The following is an 18,191-nucleotide window of genomic DNA, read 5'->3' on the forward strand; positions in this document are numbered from 1 at the left end:
CAACAATGACAGGCTCCACTCCAGCATCGGCACGGTCCCGCCCGCCGAGTTCGAGTCCGCCTACTACGCCGCCCTCAACCGAGAGCTGCACCCCGTATAGGAGCGGCAGAAAACCTGGGGTGATTCAGGGCCACGAATGCCGCGACGAGCACGCCTGGCGGTGTGCGCGTGTGACATTCGTCGTATCGGCTCGGGTTGGAGTGCGGGCTCGCGGAGCGATGCCGTGGGCTGGTCCGGAGGCGGTGCTGGACGGTCTCTTTCGCGGCGTTTCTCGTTCTCGTTCCCTCGGCCGAGGGAACGAGAACGAGAAACGGGTGCTGGGCCCCCTTGGTCGGGGGCGGGAGCGGCAGCATGCCCGACGGACCAGGCGTCGATCGCTCCGGACACCCGATAAGACCAGGTCATTGCCCCCGGCGGCTGGGGTTCACGCGCGCGGCTTCGAGGGCCTTGCGGGCATCCTTCTTGGACAGGTGGTCCAGGTCGAGCCGCTGCATCTTGTGGACGACGACGGGGCACTTGAGACACCGGGTGCGCTTTTTGCAGCACTTCTTCTTCGGCTTCAGGTGCGCGACCTTCGCCGGGTCCGGCTTCTTCTTCCCCATACCCACCAGGGTACTCCCGGGGCAGGGCCCGAATTGCGTGCAATCGCGCGACGGGCACCCTTGCCGGTACCCTGATGAGGTTCATTTTCCGCGCGCGGCCCCCCGGGGTGATTCCGGCGTGCGGGAAACTAGAGAGTAACGAGAGAGACCTTCAGTGAGCCCTGTCACCAACTTCCGCAACGTCGCGATCGTGGCGCACGTCGACCACGGTAAGACCACCCTGGTCGACGCGATGCTGCGCCAGTCCGGCGTGTTCGGCGAGCGCGCTGAACTCGTCGACCGCGTGATGGATTCCGGAGACCTGGAGCGCGAGAAGGGCATCACCATTCTCGCGAAGAACACCGCGGTGCATCGTCGTCAGCCCGACGGCACCGAATACATCATCAACGTGATCGACACCCCCGGCCACGCCGACTTCGGCGGCGAGGTGGAGCGCGGCCTGTCGATGGTCGACGGCGTGGTGCTGCTGGTCGACGCCTCCGAGGGCCCGCTGCCGCAGACTCGCTTCGTGCTCCGCAAGGCGCTCGCCGCGTCGCTGCCGGTGATCCTGGTGGTCAACAAGACCGACCGCCCGGACGCGCGCATCGACGAGATCGTGACCGAGTCGCAGGACCTTCTCCTCGACCTGGCGTCCGACCTGGACGACGAGGCCGCGCAGGCCGCCGAGCTGGCCCTGGAACTGCCCGTCCTGTTCGCCTCGGGCCGCGCAGGCATCGCCAGCACCGAGCAGCCGGCCAACGGCGAGGTGCCCCCGGGCGAGAACCTGGACCCGCTGTTCGACGTCCTGATCAACAACATCCCGGCCCCCAAGGGTGACGACGAGGCGCCGCTGCAGGCCCACGTCACCAACCTCGACGCGTCGCCCTTCCTGGGCCGTCTCGCGCTGGTCCGCATCCACAACGGCACCCTGCGCAAGGGCCAGCAGGTGGCCTGGTGCCGGGAGGTCAACGGCGAGCCGGTGATCGAGAAGGCCAAGATCACCGAATTGCTGGCGACCATCGGCGTCGACCGCGCCCCGGCCGAGTCGGCCACCGCGGGCGACATCGTGGCCGTCGCCGGCATGCCGGAGATCATGATCGGTGACACCCTCGCCGACGCCGACAACCCGCAGCCGCTGCCGCGCATCACCGTCGACGAGCCGGCCATCTCGGCGATCGTCGGCACCAACACCTCGCCGCTCGCCGGCCGGGTGAAGGGCCACAAGCTCACCGCCCGCATGGTCAAGGACCGCCTGGACAGCGAGCTGATCGGCAACGTGTCGCTGCGCGTCGAGGACATCGGCCGCCCGGACGCGTGGGAGGTGCAGGGCCGCGGTGAGCTGGCGCTGGCCATCCTCGTCGAGCAGATGCGGCGCGAGGGCTTCGAGCTGACCGTCGGCAAGCCGCAGGTGGTCACGCGCAAGGTCGACGGCAAGGTGCACGAGCCGTTCGAGCACCTCACCGTCGACGTCCCCGAGGAGTACCTCGGCGCGGTGACGCAGCTGCTGGCCGCCCGCAAGGGCCGGATGGACCAGATGAACAACCACGGCACCGGCTGGGTCCGCATGGAGTTCACCGTCCCGTCGCGCGGCCTGATCGGCTTCCGCACCGACTTCATGACCGAGACCCGCGGCACCGGCATCGCCAACGCCGTGTTCTTCGAATACGCGCCGTGGGCCGGCGAGATCCGCGCCCGCCACACCGGTTCGCTGGTGTCCGACCGCGCGGGCAGCGTCACCCCGTTCGCGATGATCCAGCTCGCCGACCGCGGCACCTTCTTCGTCGACCCGGGTGACGACACCTACGAGGGCCACGTGGTGGGTATCAACCCCCGCCTGGAGGACCTCGACATCAACGTCACCCGCGAGAAGAAGCTGACCAACATGCGGCAGTCGTCGGCCGACGTGATGGAGACCCTCGCCAAGCCGATGGAGCTCGATCTCGAGGGCGCGATGGAGTTCTGTGCCGCCGACGAGTGCGTCGAGGTGACGCCCGAGGTGGTGCGCGTGCGTAAGGTCAACCTGGACAGCACGACCCGTGCCCGCGAGCGTTCGCGGGCCAAGGCGCGCGACGCGAACGCCTGAGAGAGAAACACTGGAGTGCGGATGGGATTCCCGCTGGGGGCCGCGATGAGCGGCGGCCGCGTGCGGCGCCGCCTCGCCGCCGCGGCGGTGGCCGGGATGGTCGCGGTGAGCGCGACCGCCTGCATGGCCGATCCGCCGCCCCCGGTCCGGGAGACCCTGCCCACCCCGACGCCCAACGAGTATCCCGACGAGCGCACCGTCTACCTGGCGACCGACTCGATCGGCGCTGGTTTCAACCCGCACCTGGGCGCCGACCAGAGCACGGTGACCACCGCGATCGCCGCGATGACGCTGCCCAGCGCGTTCGAGCCCGTCCAGACGCCGGAGGGCATCGACTGGCGGCTCAATTCGGTGCTCCTCACCTCGGCGGAGGTCTCGTCCACCGAGCCGTTCACCGTCACCTACAAGCTGGTGAACGACGCCCAGTGGTCCGACGGCCTGCCGGTGACGGGCGACGATTTCGCGTACCTCTGGCAGCAGATGGCGCGCCAGCCGAACGTCGTCGGAGCGGCCGGTTACCGCGCGATCAGCAAGGTGCAGACCTCCGGCGGCGGCAAGGTGGTGACGGTGACCTTCGACGAGGAGTATCCGGCCTGGCGCGAGTTGTTCACCGATCTGCTGCCCAGCCACAAGCTGCGGTCGAATCCGACCGGATTCCAGACCGGGATGGACAAGGGCAAACCGGTCACCGCCGGACCGTTCTCGATCTATTCGATCGACCGCGCCCGCGACGAGGTCCGGCTGATCCGCAACGACCGCTACTGGAGCACGCCGCCCGAACTCGACCAGGTGGTGCTGCGCAGGGCGGGGACGCTCCCGCAGATGGCGCAGACCGTCCGCAACGGCGACACCAGCGTGGTGGCGCTGACCGCGGGTACCTCCAGTGCGACCGAGGTCTCGGCGATTCCCGGGGTGCGCAGCAACCGGATGCCGTCGGCGCGCGCACTCACGGTGAACCTCAACACCCGCGCCCCGGAGATGGCGAACCGCGACGTCCGGCAGGCGGTGCTCGGCATGCTGAACGGCGACGTGATCACCGCGGCGGCCGCCGGCGACGACGTCGTCGACCGCTTCGCGAACACTGTCTACTTCCCGTCGGACGACGGCTACTTCCCGGTCGATCGGGCGCGGCCCACTCCGGCGCAGGTGCACGACTGGCTGACCGCCGCCGGATATGTGCGCGGTGAGCCGCGCACCACGGCGTCGTCCACGGCGCCGTCGGACGCACCGACATCGTCGGTGACTCCGCCGTCGTCGACGTCCGCGGCGCCGACGACCAGCGCGGACAAGGACGTGCCGGAGCTGCCCGTCGGCGTGGCCCCGTACCTGAAGGGCGATGCGCCGCTGGTGGTCCGGATCGGCGCGACCAACACCGACCAGCGCACCATGTCGGCCGCCGAGAACATCGCGGACCAGCTGCAGGCCCAGGGGGTGCGCGCGGTGGTGCGGCCGATGACCAACACCGAGCTGTACGGGCACGCCCTGGCGGCCGCCGACGTCGACCTGGTGGTCGGCTGGACCTCGGCGGGCATCGATCCGGCGACGGCCCTGGCCTCGCAGGTGGGCTGTCAGGCGCCGCCGCAGGGCACCGAGGCCGGCGCCCACACCGTCGAACCCGAGACCGATCCGGCGATCGATCACAGTGTGCTGCCGACGCCGACCGGGACGGCCGAGCGGCCGGCGCCGTCGGCGAGCGGCACACCCGGCAAGGCGGCCCCCGATGCCTACATCGGCAACACCTCGGGCCTGTGTGATCCGGCGCTGATCGCGCTGGCGACGCAGGCGATGAGCGAGTCCGATCCCACGTCGACGCTGCGTCAGGCCGAGGATCTGCTCGCCGCGCAGGCGGTGTACCTGCCGATCTTCCAGGACACGGTGTTCGTGGCGGTGACCGACGAGGTGCGCGGGGTGCCGCTGTCCGGTCCGGTGCAGGTCGGGATCTTCGGTGAGGCGGCGAAATGGAGTCAGTCGTGAGCAGTACGTCGACCCTTCGACAGGCTCAGGGTGGGTCGCCGGAGGTTCAGGGTGCGTCGGCCGGTGACCGTCGCTTGTTGGTGCTGCACGCGCACCCCGACGACGAGTCGATCATGACCGGTGGCACCATCGCGCACTACCTCGCCGCCGGGGCCGGCGTCCGCGTCGTCACCTTCACGCTCGGCGAGGAAGGCGAGGTGATCGGGGATCGCTGGGCACACCTCGTCGCCGCCGAGGCCGATCAGCTCGGCGGGTTCCGGATCGGCGAACTCGCCGCCGCGCTGGCCGCGCTGACCCCGGCCGGCCGGGAGCCGCTGGCGCCGCGGTTCCTCGGCGGTGCGGGCCGCTGGCGCGACTCCGGGATGGCCGGCACCCCGTCGGCCGAGCACCCGCGCGCGCTGTTCCAGGCGTCCGCCGATGAGCTCGCGCGGACGCTCGCCGACGAGATCGCCGACTTCGATCCGCAGGTGATCGTCACGTACGACGCCGACGGCACCTACGGCCATCCGGACCACAAGCGGGTCCACGAGATCTCCCACCTGGCGATCCCCCTCGCCGCGCAGCGTCTCGGCCACGGCTTCAAGGTGTACGAGTCGGTGACCCGGGCCGGGGCGCTGAACGCCGGCCTGGCCGCGATCGCCGACGTTCCGGAGGGCTGGCGGCGGCCCGAGCCGGGGGAACTGCCGAGCTACCCCGACGAGCAGGTCCACGCCGCCGTCGACGTGTCCGGGGTGTACGACGCCAAGGTGGCGGCGCTGGCCGCCCACGCCACTCAGATCACCGTCGCACCGTCGGGCACGGAGTTCGCGCTGAGCAACGACATCATTCAGCCGATCCTGCCCGTCGAGCACTTCCTCCGTGTGGACCTCCGGCCGGAACCCGGCACTGTCGAAACAGATCTCTTCGAGGGCCTGTCGTGACCGTCGGCGCGAAGCTGGAACTCGCCGCCCTGACCGTCGCGAGCGCGCTGATGGCCATGCTGTGCTGCGCGTTTCTGATGATCTCGTGGGGGCCGGTGCCGTTCCCGATCACCGCCGTGATCGCGGGCGCGGCCAACCTCGGCTTCCTCTGGCTCGCCGGGCAGTACACCTCGTCGGGCTGGCGCTTCGCCCCGATCGCCGCGTGGGCGGTGGTGGTGATCGTCGCGATGATTCCCGGGATCGGCGGCAACGGGGCCTGGATCGACGGTCTCCCTCTGATCCTGCTGTTCCTCCTCGGTCTCGGCGCCCCGTCGACCATCGCCGCCCGCTTCACCGCCGGCTGAGCGGCCTCGAGCCAGTCAGGGGCGACAAGCGTGTCGAAGCTGGGCTGTCTACTCTGGCTTAGGTGATCGGAGAAGCTGACCCGGCCCCCTCGGCGATGCGGCGCGCACTGCGGCGCGCCCGCGACGGCGTCACCCTCAATCAGGACGAGGCCGCGGTGCTGCTGGCCGCGCGTGGCGACGACCTCGACGAGCTGTGCGCGGCAGCCTCTCGGGTGCGCGACGCCGGGCTCGCGGCCGACGGTCGTGCCGGGCAGGTCACCTATTCGCGCAAGGTGTTCATCCCGCTCACCCGGCTGTGCCGGGACCGGTGCCACTACTGCACCTTCGTCACCGTGCCCGGAAAGCTCGCGCGCGACGGTCACGGCGCGTTCATGGAACTCGATGAGGTGGTCGGCGTGGCCCGGCGCGGCGCCGAGCTGGGCTGCAAGGAAGCACTGTTCACCCTCGGTGACCGCCCGGAGGACCGGTGGCCGGAAGCCGCGCGGTGGCTCGACGAGCGCGGCTACGACTCCACCCTCGACTACGTGCGGGCGGCGGCCATCCGGGTGCTGGAGGAGACCGGGTTGCTGCCGCACCTCAACCCCGGCGTGATGGGCTGGGAGGAGATCAATCGGCTCAAGCCGGTCGCCCCGTCGATGGGCATGATGCTCGAGACCACCGCGCGGCGGCTCTTCACCGACAAGGGGGAGTGTCACTACGGCAGCCCGGACAAGGACCCGGAGGTCCGCAAGCGCGTCCTGGTCGACGCCGGGCGCCTCGCCGTGCCGTTTACCACAGGTATCCTCGTCGGGATCGGGGAGAACCGCGCCGAGCGGGCCGACTCCCTGCTGGAGATCCGCAAGGTGCACAAGGCGTTCGGGCACATCCAGGAAGTGATCGTGCAGAATTTCCGCGCCAAGCCGGACACCGCCATGCGCGGCGCGCCGGACGCGGAGATGAGCGAATTCCTCGCCACGGTCGCCGTCGCCCGGCTGCTGCTGGGGCCCGGCATGCGGATCCAGGCGCCGCCGAACCTGGTGTCCGAGGCCGAATGCCGCGCGCTGATCGGCGCCGGGATCGATGACTGGGGCGGCGTCTCGCCGCTCACCCCCGACCACGTGAACCCGGAACGGCCCTGGCCCAACCTCGACACGCTCGCCGAGATCACCGCGTCGGCCGGTTTCACCCTCACCGAACGAATCGCGGCACAACCGAAGTACGTGCTCGCCGGATCACCGTGGATCGACCCGCGGATCGCCCGCCACGTCGCAGCACTCGCCGACCCGGAGACCGGACTCGCCCGGGACGTGAAGCCCGAGGGCCGGCCGTGGCAGGAACCGGACGAGGACTGGACGTCGTCCGGGCGCGTCGACCTGAACACCGAGATCGACGTCGACGGCCGGCGCACCGAGACGCGCAGCGACCTGTCGAGCGCGTTCGGGGACTGGGACACCATTCGTGAGCAAGTGCTCGCCCTGGGCGATGGCGAGCCGGGTGCGGCCCGCTCGCAGGTGCCCGGCGCCCGCGCCCCGGGTCGCCTCGACGCCGAGGTGGCCGCCGCCCTGCGGCACGCGGAGAACGATCCGGCCGGGCTGTCCGACGACGAGTACCTGGCCCTGGCGACCGCTGACGGTGAGGGGTTGGAAGCTCTTGCCGCACTGGCGGATTCGATCCGCGCCGACGTCAACGGCGACGATGTCACCTACGTGGTGAACCGCAACATCAATTTCACCAACATCTGCTACACGGGCTGCCGGTTCTGCGCCTTCGCGCAGCGCAAAGGTGACGAGGATGCGTTCACGCTGTCGACCGACGAGGTGGCCGACCGGGCGTGGGAAGCGCACCTCGCCGGGGCCACCGAGGTCTGCATGCAGGGCGGGATCGATCCGGAACTACCGGCGTCCGGGTACGCCGACATCGTCCGGGCGGTGAAGCGGCGGGTGCCGTCGATGCACGTGCACGCGTTCAGCCCGATGGAGGTGGTCAACGGCGCCGCCCGCTCCGGCGAGTCGATCCGCGACTGGCTGATCGGATTGCGGGAGGCGGGCCTGGACACCATTCCGGGGACCGCCGCGGAGATCCTCGATGACGAGGTGCGCTGGATCCTCACCAAGGGCAAGCTGCCGACGGCGTCGTGGATCGACGTGATCACCACGGCGCACGAGGTGGGCCTGCGGTCGAGTTCGACCATGATGTACGGGCACGTCGACGCGCCCCGTCACTGGGTGGCTCACCTGCGTGTGCTGCGTGGAATCCAGGACCGCACAGGGGGTTTCACCGAATTCGTGCCGCTGCCGTTCGTGCACCAGTCGTCCCCGCTGTATCTGGCCGGAGCGTCCCGTCCAGGCCCGACGCGGCGGGACAACCGCGCGGTCCACGCGCTGGCGCGGATCATGCTGCACGGCCGGATCGACCACATCCAGACGTCCTGGGTGAAGCTCGGCGTCGAGGGCACCCGGGTGATGCTGCGCGGCGGTGCGGACGACCTCGGCGGCACGCTGATGGAGGAGACCATCTCCCGGATGGCCGGTTCCCAGCACGGCTCGGAGAAGACCGTCGCCGAACTCCACGAGATCGTCGAGGGTATCGGCCGCACCCCCCGGCAGCGCACCACCGAGTACGGCCGCGTCGAGAACCCGGTGTCGGTGCGTACGGAGTTGCTCGTCGTCGAGAGCTGACCCGCGACCGGGTTAAGCCCCAGACGAGGTCAGCGGCCGCCGAACATCCGGGACAGTCGGCCGGGCTCCTTCGGGTGGCCGGGGCAGCGACGCGAGGCGGGGACGCCGCGCATCACCTGGTCGACGTGCTGGCCGCAGCCACGCCAGGTGACCTTGCCGCAGGTCTTGCAGGTTGCTTGCTGGCACATGGTGTTCTCCTTCTATCGGTGTGTGGGTGTGGTTTCGACACGGGCTCCGTCGTCGCCCGGCTCAACCGTCGGACCGGTGGTGTCGACACGGGCTCCGTCGTCAGGCGAGCGCGGGCTCGTGGGCGAGCGCGGCGCGCAGGGTGAGCAGGCCGCCGGACAGGTTGGCCGCCTCCAGGCCCGCGGCAGTCAGCACGCGGTATGCCAGGTAGCTGCGCTTGCCGCTGGCACAGTGCACCCGGATCGGACGACCGGCCGCGGCCTCGCGGATCTCGTCCAGCCGTGCACGAACCTCGGTGTGCGGCACCAGATACGCGCCGTCGAGGTGGTCATCGTCGTACTCCTCCTGACTGCGCACGTCCAGGATGAAGTAGCCGGGATCGGCGACCTGCTCGGCGTACCAGAGCGCCATCTCGCCGTCGAGCACGTTCTCGGCGATCATCCCGAGCAGATTCACCGGGTCCTTCGCGGAGCCGAACGGCGGCGCGTACGCCAGATCGAGGTCGATCAGCTCCGGACCGGTCATGGCGTTGGCGATGGCGGTGGCCAGCACGTCGATCCGCTTGTCGACGCCCTCGGGACCGACGCCCTGGGCGCCGAGGATCAGCCCGTCGGACGTCCGCAGGTGCATCATCAGGTGCAGTTGCCGCGCGCCGGGGAAGTATCCGGCGTGGTGATCGGCGTGCAGGTGGACGGTGCGGTAGTCGATCCCGGCAGCGTCGAGAGCGGCGCGGTTCGCACCGGTCAGCGCGGCGGTCAATTCGCCGACGCGGACGATCGCCGTCCCCAGCGGATGCGGGATCGGCCGGGCGATCTGCGGGGTGACGATGTCGTCGGCCACCAGTCGGCCGGCGCGGTTGGCGGGGCCGGCCAGCGGAACCGGGCGGCGCAGACCGGTCACCCGATCGGTGGCGAGGGTCGCGTCGCCGACGGCCCAGATCCCGTCCACATTGGTCCGGCCGTGGTCGTCGACGACGATGGCGCCGCGCTCGCACTCGACACCGGCCGCGGCGAACACGGCGGTGTCCGGGGTGACGCCCACCGACAGGACCACGACGTCGGTCTCGATCATCGTGCCGTCGCCCAGTACCACGACGTCCTCGTCGTCGCGGCTGTCGATCGCGACCGCCGCGATACCGTCGTGCACCGTGATGCCCAGTCGGGTGAGCTCGTCGCGGATCAGCGAGGCCATCTCGGTCTCCAGCGGTGGCAGCACGTGCGGCGCCAGCTCCACGACGTCGACCGCGAGACCGCGCATGCGCAGGCCCTCGGCGGCCTCCAAGCCGATGAAACCGGCGCCCAGAACCACCGCGCGGAGCGCGGCTGTCGCAGTGGGCCCGCTCGCGGAGTTCATGCTGAGCGGAGTCGAAGTGCTCCCGGCGCCCGAGTCGACCGTGTCCTTCAGCCGCACCGCGTCCGCGACCGTCCGCAGCGTCTGGACGCGCGGCGAATCGAGCCCGGGCAGCGGCGGCCGCACGGCCTTGGCGCCGGGGGACAGGACGAGCGCGTCGTACGCGACCGTCTCGACGCCGTCCGCGCTGCGCACGTCGACGGTCTTGGCCGCCGTATCCACGGCGATCACCTCGTGCCGCACGCGCACGTCGATGTCGAGCGCCTCCCGCAGCGATTCGGGGGTCTGGACCAGTAGATCCTGCCGATCGGTGATCTCGCCGCTCACGTAGTACGGCAGGCCGCAGTTCGCGAACGACGGGTGATCCCCGCGCTCGAAGACGATGATCTCGGCCGACTCGTCCAGGCGGCGGGCCCGGGCCGCGGCACTCATTCCGCCGGCGACGCCGCCGACCACAACGATTCTCATGGTTGCCTCCTCGCTGATCACTATACCCCTAGGGGTATCTGGTTCGGCAAGTCACGCCGAGTGCGCGGACATTTTCCTCAGCCTGGGTAAAAGTCTGCCCCGGTGAGGCGGTGCGGCGGCGACAGAAGGGGGACGGCGGGTTCGTCGTGCCCGAGGGCGAAAAGCTAGGCTGTAGTGGTCTGTCTGTGGTGTCCCCGGCGCGATCAGCCCTCGTCCGGGCGCCTGGCGTGTGCGTAAGGAGAGTCGAGAGTGACCTACATCATCGCGGAACCGTGTGTGGATGTGATGGACAAGGCGTGCGTCGAGGAATGCCCCGTCGACTGCATCTACGAGGGTGGCCGCAGCCTCTACATCCAGCCCGACGAGTGCGTCGACTGCGGTGCGTGTGAACCGGTCTGTCCGGTCGAGGCCATCTTCTACGAGGACGACGTTCCGGACGAGTGGGAGCCCTACGTCAGCGCCAACGTCGACTTCTTCGATGAGCTCGGTTCGCCGGGCGGCGCGAGCAAGATCGGCAAGACCGATTACGACCCGCCGTTCGTGAAGAACCTGCCGCCCATGGGCGAAGAGGACTAGGAGAGGCCATCGTGACGGCGGTTCGACGACTGCGTCCGGTCAGCGCGGCGCTGCCCGACTTCCCGTGGGACACCATCTCCGGTGCGAAGGCGAAGGCCTCCGCGCACCCGGAGGGGATCGTCGATCTGTCCGTCGGCACACCGGTCGATCCGGTCGACGCCGTGATCCGCCAGGGGCTGGCCGACTCCTCCGAGTTCCCGGGCTACCCGGCGACGATCGGCACGCTGGAACTGCGTGAGGCGGCGGCCGGCGCGTTGGCCCGTCGTTTCGGGATCGACGGACTGGACGAGGCTTCGATCCTCCCGGTGATCGGCACCAAGGAGGCGATCGCCGGGCTGCCGTCGCAGCTGGGCGTGCCCGCGGGGGAGCTCGTGGTGATCCCCGAGGTGGCGTACCCGACGTACGAGGTCGGCGCGCTGCTGGCCGGAGCGCGGGTGCTGCGGGCGGACTCGACCGTCGCGATCGGGCCGGAGATCCCGGCGCTGCTGTTCCTCAACTCGCCGTCGAACCCGACGGGCAAGGTGCTGCCCGCCGATCACCTGCGCAAGGTGGTGTCGTGGGCGCGCGAGCGCGGCGTGGTGGTCGTGTCCGACGAGTGCTATCTCGGTCTGGCCTGGGATCAGCCCGCCGTGTCGATTCTGGATCCGGCGGTCTGCGACGGTGACCACACGGGCCTCATCGCGGTGCACTCGCTGTCGAAGGTGTCGAACCTGGCGTCGTACCGGGCCGGTTTCCTGGTCGGCGACAAGGACCTGATCGCCGAGCTGCTCGCGGTCCGCAAGCACGCGGGCCTGATCGTCCCGTTCCCGGTCCAGGGCGCGATGGTCGCGGCGCTGAACGACGACGTCCATGTGGATGCCCAGCGCGAGCGCTACCGCCTCCGCCGGGCGAAGCTGAAGGCGGCACTGGAGTCCGCCGGGTTCACCATCGATCATTCCGAGGCGGGCCTGTACCTCTGGGCGACCGCGACCTCGCTGCCCGAGCTCGCCTCGCCGCCTGAGCTTGCCTCGCCGCCTGAGCTTGCCTCGCCGCCTGAGCCCGTCGAAGGATCCCGCGCGACCCTGGACTGGTTCGCCGAGCGCGGCATCCTGGTGGCCCCCGGCGACTTCTACGGTCCGCGCGGTGCGAACCACATCCGGATGGCGTTCACCGCCACCGACGAGCGCGTCGACGCCGCCGTCGCCCGGCTCTCGTGCTGACCGGCCGCCGCGACTGTCAAGCCGGTTCCCGGATCAACGCACACTGAATTTAACGCTGGGGCGGCAGAGAATCCGCCCGTATGTTCGGGGCCATGGCTGATACCGAACTGATCGATCTCCCCGCTCCGACCGCCGACACCCCGCTGAACGCGATCACCGTCGCGACGGCGGACGCGGTCCGCAAGAACCCGAAGAACGCCGCCGCGGTGTTCGCCGCCGAGGTCGTCGGCACGGACGGCGTCAAGTCCGACGTGGCGCTGCGGTCGTTCTCGATCACCGTGGATGAGCCGCCGGTGCTGGGCGGTTCGGACTCGGCGCCCAACCCGGTCGAGTACTACCTGGCTTCGCTGCTGTCGTGCCAGGTCGTGACCTACCGCTTCTGGGCGCAGCGCCTCGGCATCCAGGTCGACTCGCTCGCGCTGCGCGCCGAGGGCGATCTGGACGTCCGCGGCTTCTTCGGGCTCGACGACGACGTCCGCCCGGGCTTCGGCGCGATCCGCATCGTCGTCGACGTGTCCGGCCCGGACACCGAGGCGCGCTACGCGGAGCTCCACGAGGCGGTCGAGAAGCACTGCCCCGTGCTCGACCTGACCGTGAACCCCACTCCGGTCTCCAGCGAACTGCGCGTCACGACCGTCTGATCGCCCGCCCCTGGCCGCATTCCGTCGCCCCATCCGCTTTCCGTTCCCCCACGCGCTTTCCGTTCCCCCGCCCGCTCTAGACCAGGTGGCGGAACGGAAAGCGGGTGGGGGAACGCGTCTCGGGAGGAGAACAGCGTCCGAGGGGGCTCGGCCGGTGGATAGGGGCGGCTGCCGCGTTCGTGAGTGCCGGCCAGTTCGTTGTCGCCTGCTCGGCGGGTGGGCGAGGACGATGTCGGTGTGCGTCGTCCACGAAGTCAGTGGGCGATGTCTTCGGGGTGTGGTCGGAGCGGTCGGGGCCGCTCCTTACTGAGAGCGTGACGCCTGTCTGGGGATGGCTTCGACACCCGCCTCGCCCTGGCGGGCTCGGCGCGGCTCAGCCGGCTGTTGGGCGGGCTCGGTGCGGCTCGGCCGGTTGTTGGGGCGGGCTCGGCGGGGCACAGCCGGTTGTTGGGGCGGGCTCGGCGGGGCACAGCTGGCTGTTGGGGCGTGCTCGGCGGGGCTCGGCCGGTTGTTGGGGCGTGCTCGGCGGGCTTGTTGGGCGGGCGCGCGGGGCTCGGCCGGCTGTTGGGCGGGCTCGGCGGGGCTGGGTCGGCGGTTTGGCTCGCTCGGCCGTCGACCGGGGAAGTGCACGTTCTCGAACCGAGCGCCACTCGCCCAGGCCAGGAGAGCACGCAACGAGGGCCCGGCACTCAACTGCCTCCGGACCGAGAGCGGCCGGGACGGACGACATCCGGCTGAGCTCTCCGCAGCCCATCTGGCGAGTCGCGAGCTTCCTAGAAACCAGTAGCGAGGACTGTCGAAGACGGATGTCGGCCGGCCCGGCCGCCCACAGTCGGAATGGAATCAGTTGTGCGCGTGTAGAGCCTCGTTGAGCTCGATCCCGTCGCCCGCCTTGGCCGTCACTTCCACCGCTCCGGTCGTGGAGTTGCGGCGGAACAGCAGGTTCGACTGCCCGGCCAGGTCGCGGGCCTTGACGACGGTGCCGTCCGGGCCGGTCACCTTGGTGCCCGCGGTGATGTAGAGCCCGGCCTCGATCACGCAGTCGTCGCCGAGCGGGATGCCGCAGCCGGCGTTGGCGCCGAGGAGGCAGCGGCGGCCGATGGAGATGATCTCCTTGCCGCCGCCGGACAGGGTGCCCATGGTCGACGCGCCGCCGCCGATGTCGGAGCCGTCGCCGATCACGACGCCCGCCGAGATCCGGCCCTCCACCATCGAGGTGCCGAGGGTGCCGGCGTTGAAGTTGACGAAGCCCTCGTGCATCACGGTGGTGCCCGGGGCGAGGTGCGCGCCGAGGCGGACGCGGTCGGCGTCGCCGATGCGGACGCCGGACGGCACCACGTAGTCGACCATGCGGGGGAACTTGTCGACCGAGTAGACGGTGACGTGGCCGCGGCCGCGCAGTCGCAGGCGGGTGGCTTCGAAGCCGTCGACGGCGCACGGGCCGAAGTTGGTCCACACGACGTTGGCGAGCAGCCCGAAGATACCGGTGAGGTTCTGTCCGTGCGGCTTGACGAGACGGTGCGACAGCAGGTGCAGGCGCAGGTAGACGTCGTGCGCGTCGATCGGGTCGTCGTTCAGATCGGCGATCACCGTGCGGACGGCGACGGTCTTGACGCCGCGGGCGCCGTCGACGCCGACCGCATCGACCAGTTCGCGCGGGGTGTCGACGTCGCTCAGCACGGTGGTGCCGGCGGCCTCGCCGCCGGCGGTCAGTTCGGGGGCGGGGTACCACGTGTCCAGGACGACGCCGTCGTCGGTGAGCGTGGCGATTCCGATGGCAACAGCACCTTGAGTAGTCACGGCCGCCAGTCTATCGAGCCCGCTCAGCGCTGCGGGGCGCGGATCTGCAGTCCGCGCAGGGCTTTCTGGATCTGCTCGGTCTGCTCGCGTTGCCGGTCCTGCTGTGCCTTCGGCGCGCGCTCGTCGGTGAGCGGAGCGATGACGACGGCCATGGTGATGGGCACGGTGCCGATCACCACGAGGTTGACCACGTCGCCGCCGCGCTGTTCGTCCTCGCCGGTGGTCAGCCGGGCGGTGAGCTGCAGGTAGTCGACGCCGTTCTCGGTGCGCGCCGAGCGTGAGTCCACGATGGCCGGCGGCATCGGCTTGCTGCTCGCATAGCGCGGGATGTAGATGAGGCAGCGCAAGAACCTCTCGCCGGCGGCGCGCAGGTCGGTTCCGCTGTCCTTGGGCAACTGGACCAGTCCGAACAGCGGGGGATTCGGTGCCGGCGGCGTGCTCGCCGGCGGGTTCCCGGACGTCGTAGGCGGGGATGGCGACGCGGCCGGAGCAGGCGGCGGCGTCACGATCTGTGCGGCGGTGGCGAAGGGCAGCGCGATGTCGCTGGTCCGCCAGCCGGGCGGGAGTTCCTTGCGGGGGACCAGCACGTCGCCCAGGTCCAGGCCGGAGGCGGGATGACGCTGGCCGGCCACGCCGTCGGCACACTCGGGCGGCTTCGGCGGAAGCTGATAGCCGGTGATCGACGGCCCGGCGATCGTCGGTGAGTCGGACCGGCCGGCGGTCGCCGCGATCACTCCGACCACGATCGCCAGCGCCGCGAGCGTGCCGATACCGGCGAGAATCAGGTTCCGGGTGCGGTGCTTGTTCTTCGGCGGAGGCGGGGTGCCGGCCGGCCGCTGCGGGTGCACCGCGTCGGGATCGTGGTTCTCCGCACCCGAGGCGTGCCGGTGGTACGTCGGCGGCAAGCGTGGGTCGCGGGGCGAATCGTCGTCTGGCATGAGTCGAATTATGTCGTTCCCGTCGTGGTGCCGGGCACCCGTTCGGCGCGAATCGAACAGTTTGGGCATCGGCGGCGGCGAGCGCGAGGGCTGAGCGCCGATATCTACCGCAGTGGCGGTATGCGCGTGCTCCTGCGTGTGGGTGACGGGAACCGCGCTCGGGCCGGTTCCCCGGTGCCGCGGTCGAATCGCGGTGGATCGGCGGTGTCCGGCTGAGGGCCGGGTTTGCGATACTCGGCGGATGGGAATGTTCGAGCAGGCGTGGATGCGCGTGTCGGCCACGGTTCCGCTGGAGCCCGAGGTGCTGGTCGACGACGGCACCGTGTACGCCACCCTGTCGTACAAGCCGATCGGCGTGGTCGGCGCGATCGGCCCGTGGAACTGGCCGATGCTGATCTCCATCTGGCAGATCGCGCCGTCCCTGCGGATGGGTAACACCGTCGTTCTGAAGCCGTCGGAGAACACCACGCTGTCGGTGCTGGCGTTGTGCCACGTGCTCAATCAGGTCCTGCCCGCCGGAGTGCTCACCGTCGTCGCCGGTGATCGCGAGGTCGGGGCCGCGATGCCCGGCCACCCCGGCATCGACAAGATCATGTTCACCGGATCCGTCGCCACCGGCCGCCGCATCGCCGAGGGCGCCTCCGGCACCCTCAAACGCCTCACTCTGGAACTCGGCGGCAACGACGCGGGCATCGTCCTCGAGGACGCGTTCGGAGACGACGAGGAGGCCAACGACGCGGTGGCCGAGGGCATCTTCTGGGGCGCGTTCATCAACACCGGCCAGACCTGCGCCGCGCTCAAGCGCCTGTACGTGCCGGCCGCCATCTACGACACGGTCTGCCAGGCGCTGGTCCGCGTCGCCCGGCGAATGCCGATGGGCGTGGGGCTGGCCGAGGAGAACGTCCTCGGGCCGCTGCAGAACCGGAACCAGTTCGACGTGGTCGACCGGCTCGTCGAGGCCGCCAAGGCCTCCGGCGCCGACGTGCTGATCGGCGGCGACCCCGACCGCGAGGCGGCAGGCTTCTTCTATCCGACGACGCTGATCGCCGACATCGATCCGGATGATCCGCTGGTGGTCGAGGAGCAGTTCGGGCCGGCGCTGCCGATCATCCGGTACACCGACCTGGACCAGGCGATCGCCCAGGCCAACAGCCTCGACGTGGGTCTGGGCGCGTCGGTGTGGTCGTCGGACAAGGCCGCCGCCCGTGCGGTCGCCGAGCGAATCGAGGCCGGAACGGTGTGGATCAACGCGCACGGCGCGATCGATCCGCGCGTGCCGTTCGGCGGGATCAAGTCGTCCGGCTACGGCGTCGAGTTCGGTGTCGAGGGCCTCAAGCACGTCGCCGTGCCGCACGTGATCAACGGCTGACCGCGACGCCGTTCCCCGTCCCGGCGATCTCCGCGCGCAATTCGCCGACCACCGCCCGGGCCGACTCGACCGCCGGAGTCGAGTCGGCCGATCGGGTGCAGAGACACAGGTGCGCGGGCTCGACGTCGTCGATCGGTACGAACACCACGTGCGGATGACGGTGGCTCAGCGGCACCTGCTCATCGGTGATGGAGATCGCCTCGCCGAGCGCGACCACCTCGAGGACCTCGGCCATGGTGTGCGCCGACGGGCCGTAGACCACCTCCCGGCCGCTGGGGCGCGGATCGCAGGCCCACCACTTCACCCATCCCGGTTCGGCCGCGTCATCGGTCACGTGGATGTCGCCGTCCAGGTCGCTCACCGAGATCGACGCGCGGCCGGCGAGCCGATGGGTCGCCGGGAGGGCGGCGACCCGCCCCTCCGTGCACAACTCGTCGAAGCGCAGATGGGTACGGTCGGCGACCGGCGGCCGCATCAGGGTCGCGTCGACCAGTCCGGCGCGCACCGCGGAGGTGGTCTCCGACCAGGACAGTTCGACCAGCTCGACGAGCAGCTCCGGATTCCGCTCGCGCAGCCGGTGCAACAGCGTGCGGGCGTGCGGGTCGATCGCGGCGGTCATGAAACCGATGCGGAGCCGGCCGGTGGTCCGGCGGACCGCGGCGATCGCACGCTCGGCGGCCGCGACCGCCTCGCGCGCTTCCGCGACGAAACGCCGGCCCGTCTCCGTCGCGCGGAGCGGATGCCGCGATCGATCGATCAGTTCGGCGCCGAGCCTGTCCTCGAGCTTCTTCACCTGCTGGGTCAGAGCCGGGGCGCTGATGTACAGCCGGTCCGCGGCGCGGCCGAAGTGCCCTTCCTCGAGGACCGCCAACAGGTACGACACCTGTCGCAGATTGAGATCAACCACCCGCCAAGTATGGCCGCGCGGACCTCGGCGCGGAGGCACTCCCGACGATTAGCGGAACGGTTAACGTCGCGGAAGAAACATGTCATGGACATCACTTTCGGCGGCCGGGAGGCTGAAGGAATCCGGTCCGCGAACGGCTGACACGCCGTGCACGCCCCGACGGATCCGGACACCCCGCGGCACATCGCGGGACCTCTT

The 18,191-nt window shown here is 70.4% G+C and carries 15 protein-coding genes; 9 read left to right on the forward strand and 6 right to left on the reverse strand.

Annotated features, from left to right (window positions below):
* Positions 1-401 precede the first annotated feature (401 nt).
* Positions 402-602 carry a hypothetical protein gene (locus tag ACSEEN_RS10760; RefSeq protein WP_247864557.1) on the reverse strand — a complete coding sequence of 67 codons (201 nt, stop codon included), beginning with the start codon at positions 600-602 and terminating at the stop codon, positions 402-404.
* A gap of 154 nt (positions 603-756) precedes the next feature.
* Between ACSEEN_RS10760 and typA the strand changes: the two genes are divergently transcribed.
* The 5 genes from typA (at position 757) to ACSEEN_RS10785 (ending at position 8,559) form a co-directional block, all read left to right on the forward strand.
* A complete protein-coding gene (gene typA, locus ACSEEN_RS10765; protein ID WP_371306922.1) occupies positions 757-2,664 on the forward strand; it encodes a translational GTPase TypA in 1,908 nt (635 codons plus the stop codon).
* 21 nt (positions 2,665-2,685) lie between these two features.
* Positions 2,686-4,638: an ABC transporter family substrate-binding protein gene (locus ACSEEN_RS10770; RefSeq protein ID WP_298444490.1), complete on the forward strand. Its 1,953-nt coding sequence runs from the start codon at positions 2,686-2,688 to the stop codon at positions 4,636-4,638.
* Positions 4,639-4,712: 74 nt separating this feature from the next.
* Positions 4,713-5,558 (forward strand): N-acetyl-1-D-myo-inositol-2-amino-2-deoxy-alpha-D-glucopyranoside deacetylase, encoded by an 846-nt coding sequence (gene mshB / locus ACSEEN_RS10775; protein WP_283255314.1) that lies wholly within the window; start codon positions 4,713-4,715, stop codon positions 5,556-5,558.
* The gene (locus tag ACSEEN_RS10780) at positions 5,555-5,902 is read left to right on the forward strand and encodes a hypothetical protein (RefSeq protein WP_440713159.1); all 348 of its coding nucleotides are present in this window, start codon (positions 5,555-5,557) and stop codon (positions 5,900-5,902) included. Before mshB ends, ACSEEN_RS10780 begins: the two co-directional genes overlap by 4 nt.
* A 62-nt stretch (positions 5,903-5,964) precedes the next feature.
* Positions 5,965-8,559, forward strand: coding sequence for a bifunctional FO biosynthesis protein CofGH (locus tag ACSEEN_RS10785; RefSeq protein ID WP_298444487.1), 2,595 nt, complete (start codon positions 5,965-5,967; stop codon positions 8,557-8,559).
* A gap of 29 nt (positions 8,560-8,588) precedes the next feature.
* Here the strand turns inward: ACSEEN_RS10785 and ACSEEN_RS10790 are convergent, their stop codons facing one another.
* The gene (locus tag ACSEEN_RS10790) at positions 8,589-8,747 is read right to left on the reverse strand and encodes a DUF8730 family Cys-rich protein (RefSeq protein ID WP_247864551.1); all 159 of its coding nucleotides are present in this window, start codon (positions 8,745-8,747) and stop codon (positions 8,589-8,591) included.
* A gap of 100 nt (positions 8,748-8,847) precedes the next feature.
* Positions 8,848-10,563 carry an FAD-dependent oxidoreductase gene (locus ACSEEN_RS10795; RefSeq protein WP_298444485.1) on the reverse strand — a complete coding sequence of 572 codons (1,716 nt, stop codon included), beginning with the start codon at positions 10,561-10,563 and terminating at the stop codon, positions 8,848-8,850.
* A gap of 249 nt (positions 10,564-10,812) precedes the next feature.
* On the opposite strand from ACSEEN_RS10795, the gene fdxA reads away from it, so the two are divergent.
* From fdxA to ACSEEN_RS10810, 3 genes are all read left to right on the forward strand, one after another.
* On the forward strand, positions 10,813-11,139 hold the full coding sequence (gene fdxA, locus ACSEEN_RS10800) for a ferredoxin (protein ID WP_247864549.1): 327 nt from the start codon (positions 10,813-10,815) through the stop codon (positions 11,137-11,139).
* Positions 11,140-11,150: 11 nt separating this feature from the next.
* Entirely contained in the window at positions 11,151-12,338 is a 1,188-nt protein-coding gene (dapC, locus tag ACSEEN_RS10805) for a succinyldiaminopimelate transaminase (RefSeq protein WP_440713160.1), read from the forward strand.
* Positions 12,339-12,430: 92 nt separating this feature from the next.
* Positions 12,431-12,979 carry an OsmC family protein gene (locus ACSEEN_RS10810; protein ID WP_440713161.1) on the forward strand — a complete coding sequence of 183 codons (549 nt, stop codon included), beginning with the start codon at positions 12,431-12,433 and terminating at the stop codon, positions 12,977-12,979.
* Positions 12,980-13,822: 843 nt separating this feature from the next.
* Here the strand turns inward: ACSEEN_RS10810 and dapD are convergent.
* Together dapD and ACSEEN_RS10820 are read right to left on the reverse strand one after the other, a co-directional pair.
* Positions 13,823-14,779: a 2,3,4,5-tetrahydropyridine-2,6-dicarboxylate N-succinyltransferase gene (gene dapD, locus ACSEEN_RS10815; protein ID WP_298444422.1), complete on the reverse strand. Its 957-nt coding sequence runs from the start codon at positions 14,777-14,779 to the stop codon at positions 13,823-13,825.
* Positions 14,780-14,802: 23 nt separating this feature from the next.
* Positions 14,803-15,717, reverse strand: coding sequence for a hypothetical protein (locus ACSEEN_RS10820; protein WP_440713162.1), 915 nt, complete (start codon positions 15,715-15,717; stop codon positions 14,803-14,805).
* Between the two features lie 241 nt (positions 15,718-15,958).
* On the opposite strand from ACSEEN_RS10820, the gene ACSEEN_RS10825 reads away from it, so the two are divergent.
* Entirely contained in the window at positions 15,959-17,086 is a 1,128-nt protein-coding gene (locus ACSEEN_RS10825) for an aldehyde dehydrogenase family protein (protein WP_440713163.1), read from the forward strand.
* On the opposite strand, the gene ACSEEN_RS10830 is transcribed toward ACSEEN_RS10825, so the two are convergent.
* Positions 17,076-17,993, reverse strand: coding sequence for a LysR family transcriptional regulator (locus tag ACSEEN_RS10830; RefSeq protein ID WP_440713164.1), 918 nt, complete (start codon positions 17,991-17,993; stop codon positions 17,076-17,078). The two genes, ACSEEN_RS10825 and ACSEEN_RS10830, sit on opposite strands and share 11 nt — an antisense overlap.
* Positions 17,994-18,191 lie beyond the last annotated feature (198 nt).

The sequence above is a fragment of the Gordonia marina genome (assembly GCF_052036135.1).
Classification (GTDB): domain Bacteria; phylum Actinomycetota; class Actinomycetes; order Mycobacteriales; family Mycobacteriaceae; genus Gordonia.

Coding starts and splice junctions, on each gene's coding strand:
- ACSEEN_RS10760 (WP_247864557.1), bottom strand. CDS start 602: ATGGGGAAGAAGAAGCCGGACCCGGCGAAGGTCGCGCACCTGAAGCCG.
- ACSEEN_RS10770 (WP_298444490.1), top strand. CDS start 2,686: ATGGGATTCCCGCTGGGGGCCGCGATGAGCGGCGGCCGCGTGCGGCGC.
- ACSEEN_RS10790 (WP_247864551.1), bottom strand. CDS start 8,747: ATGTGCCAGCAAGCAACCTGCAAGACCTGCGGCAAGGTCACCTGGCGT.
- ACSEEN_RS10795 (WP_298444485.1), bottom strand. CDS start 10,563: ATGAGAATCGTTGTGGTCGGCGGCGTCGCCGGCGGAATGAGTGCCGCG.
- ACSEEN_RS10810 (WP_440713161.1), top strand. CDS start 12,431: ATGGCTGATACCGAACTGATCGATCTCCCCGCTCCGACCGCCGACACC.
- ACSEEN_RS10820 (WP_440713162.1), bottom strand. CDS start 15,717: ATGCCAGACGACGATTCGCCCCGCGACCCACGCTTGCCGCCGACGTAC.
- ACSEEN_RS10825 (WP_440713163.1), top strand. CDS start 15,959: ATGGGAATGTTCGAGCAGGCGTGGATGCGCGTGTCGGCCACGGTTCCG.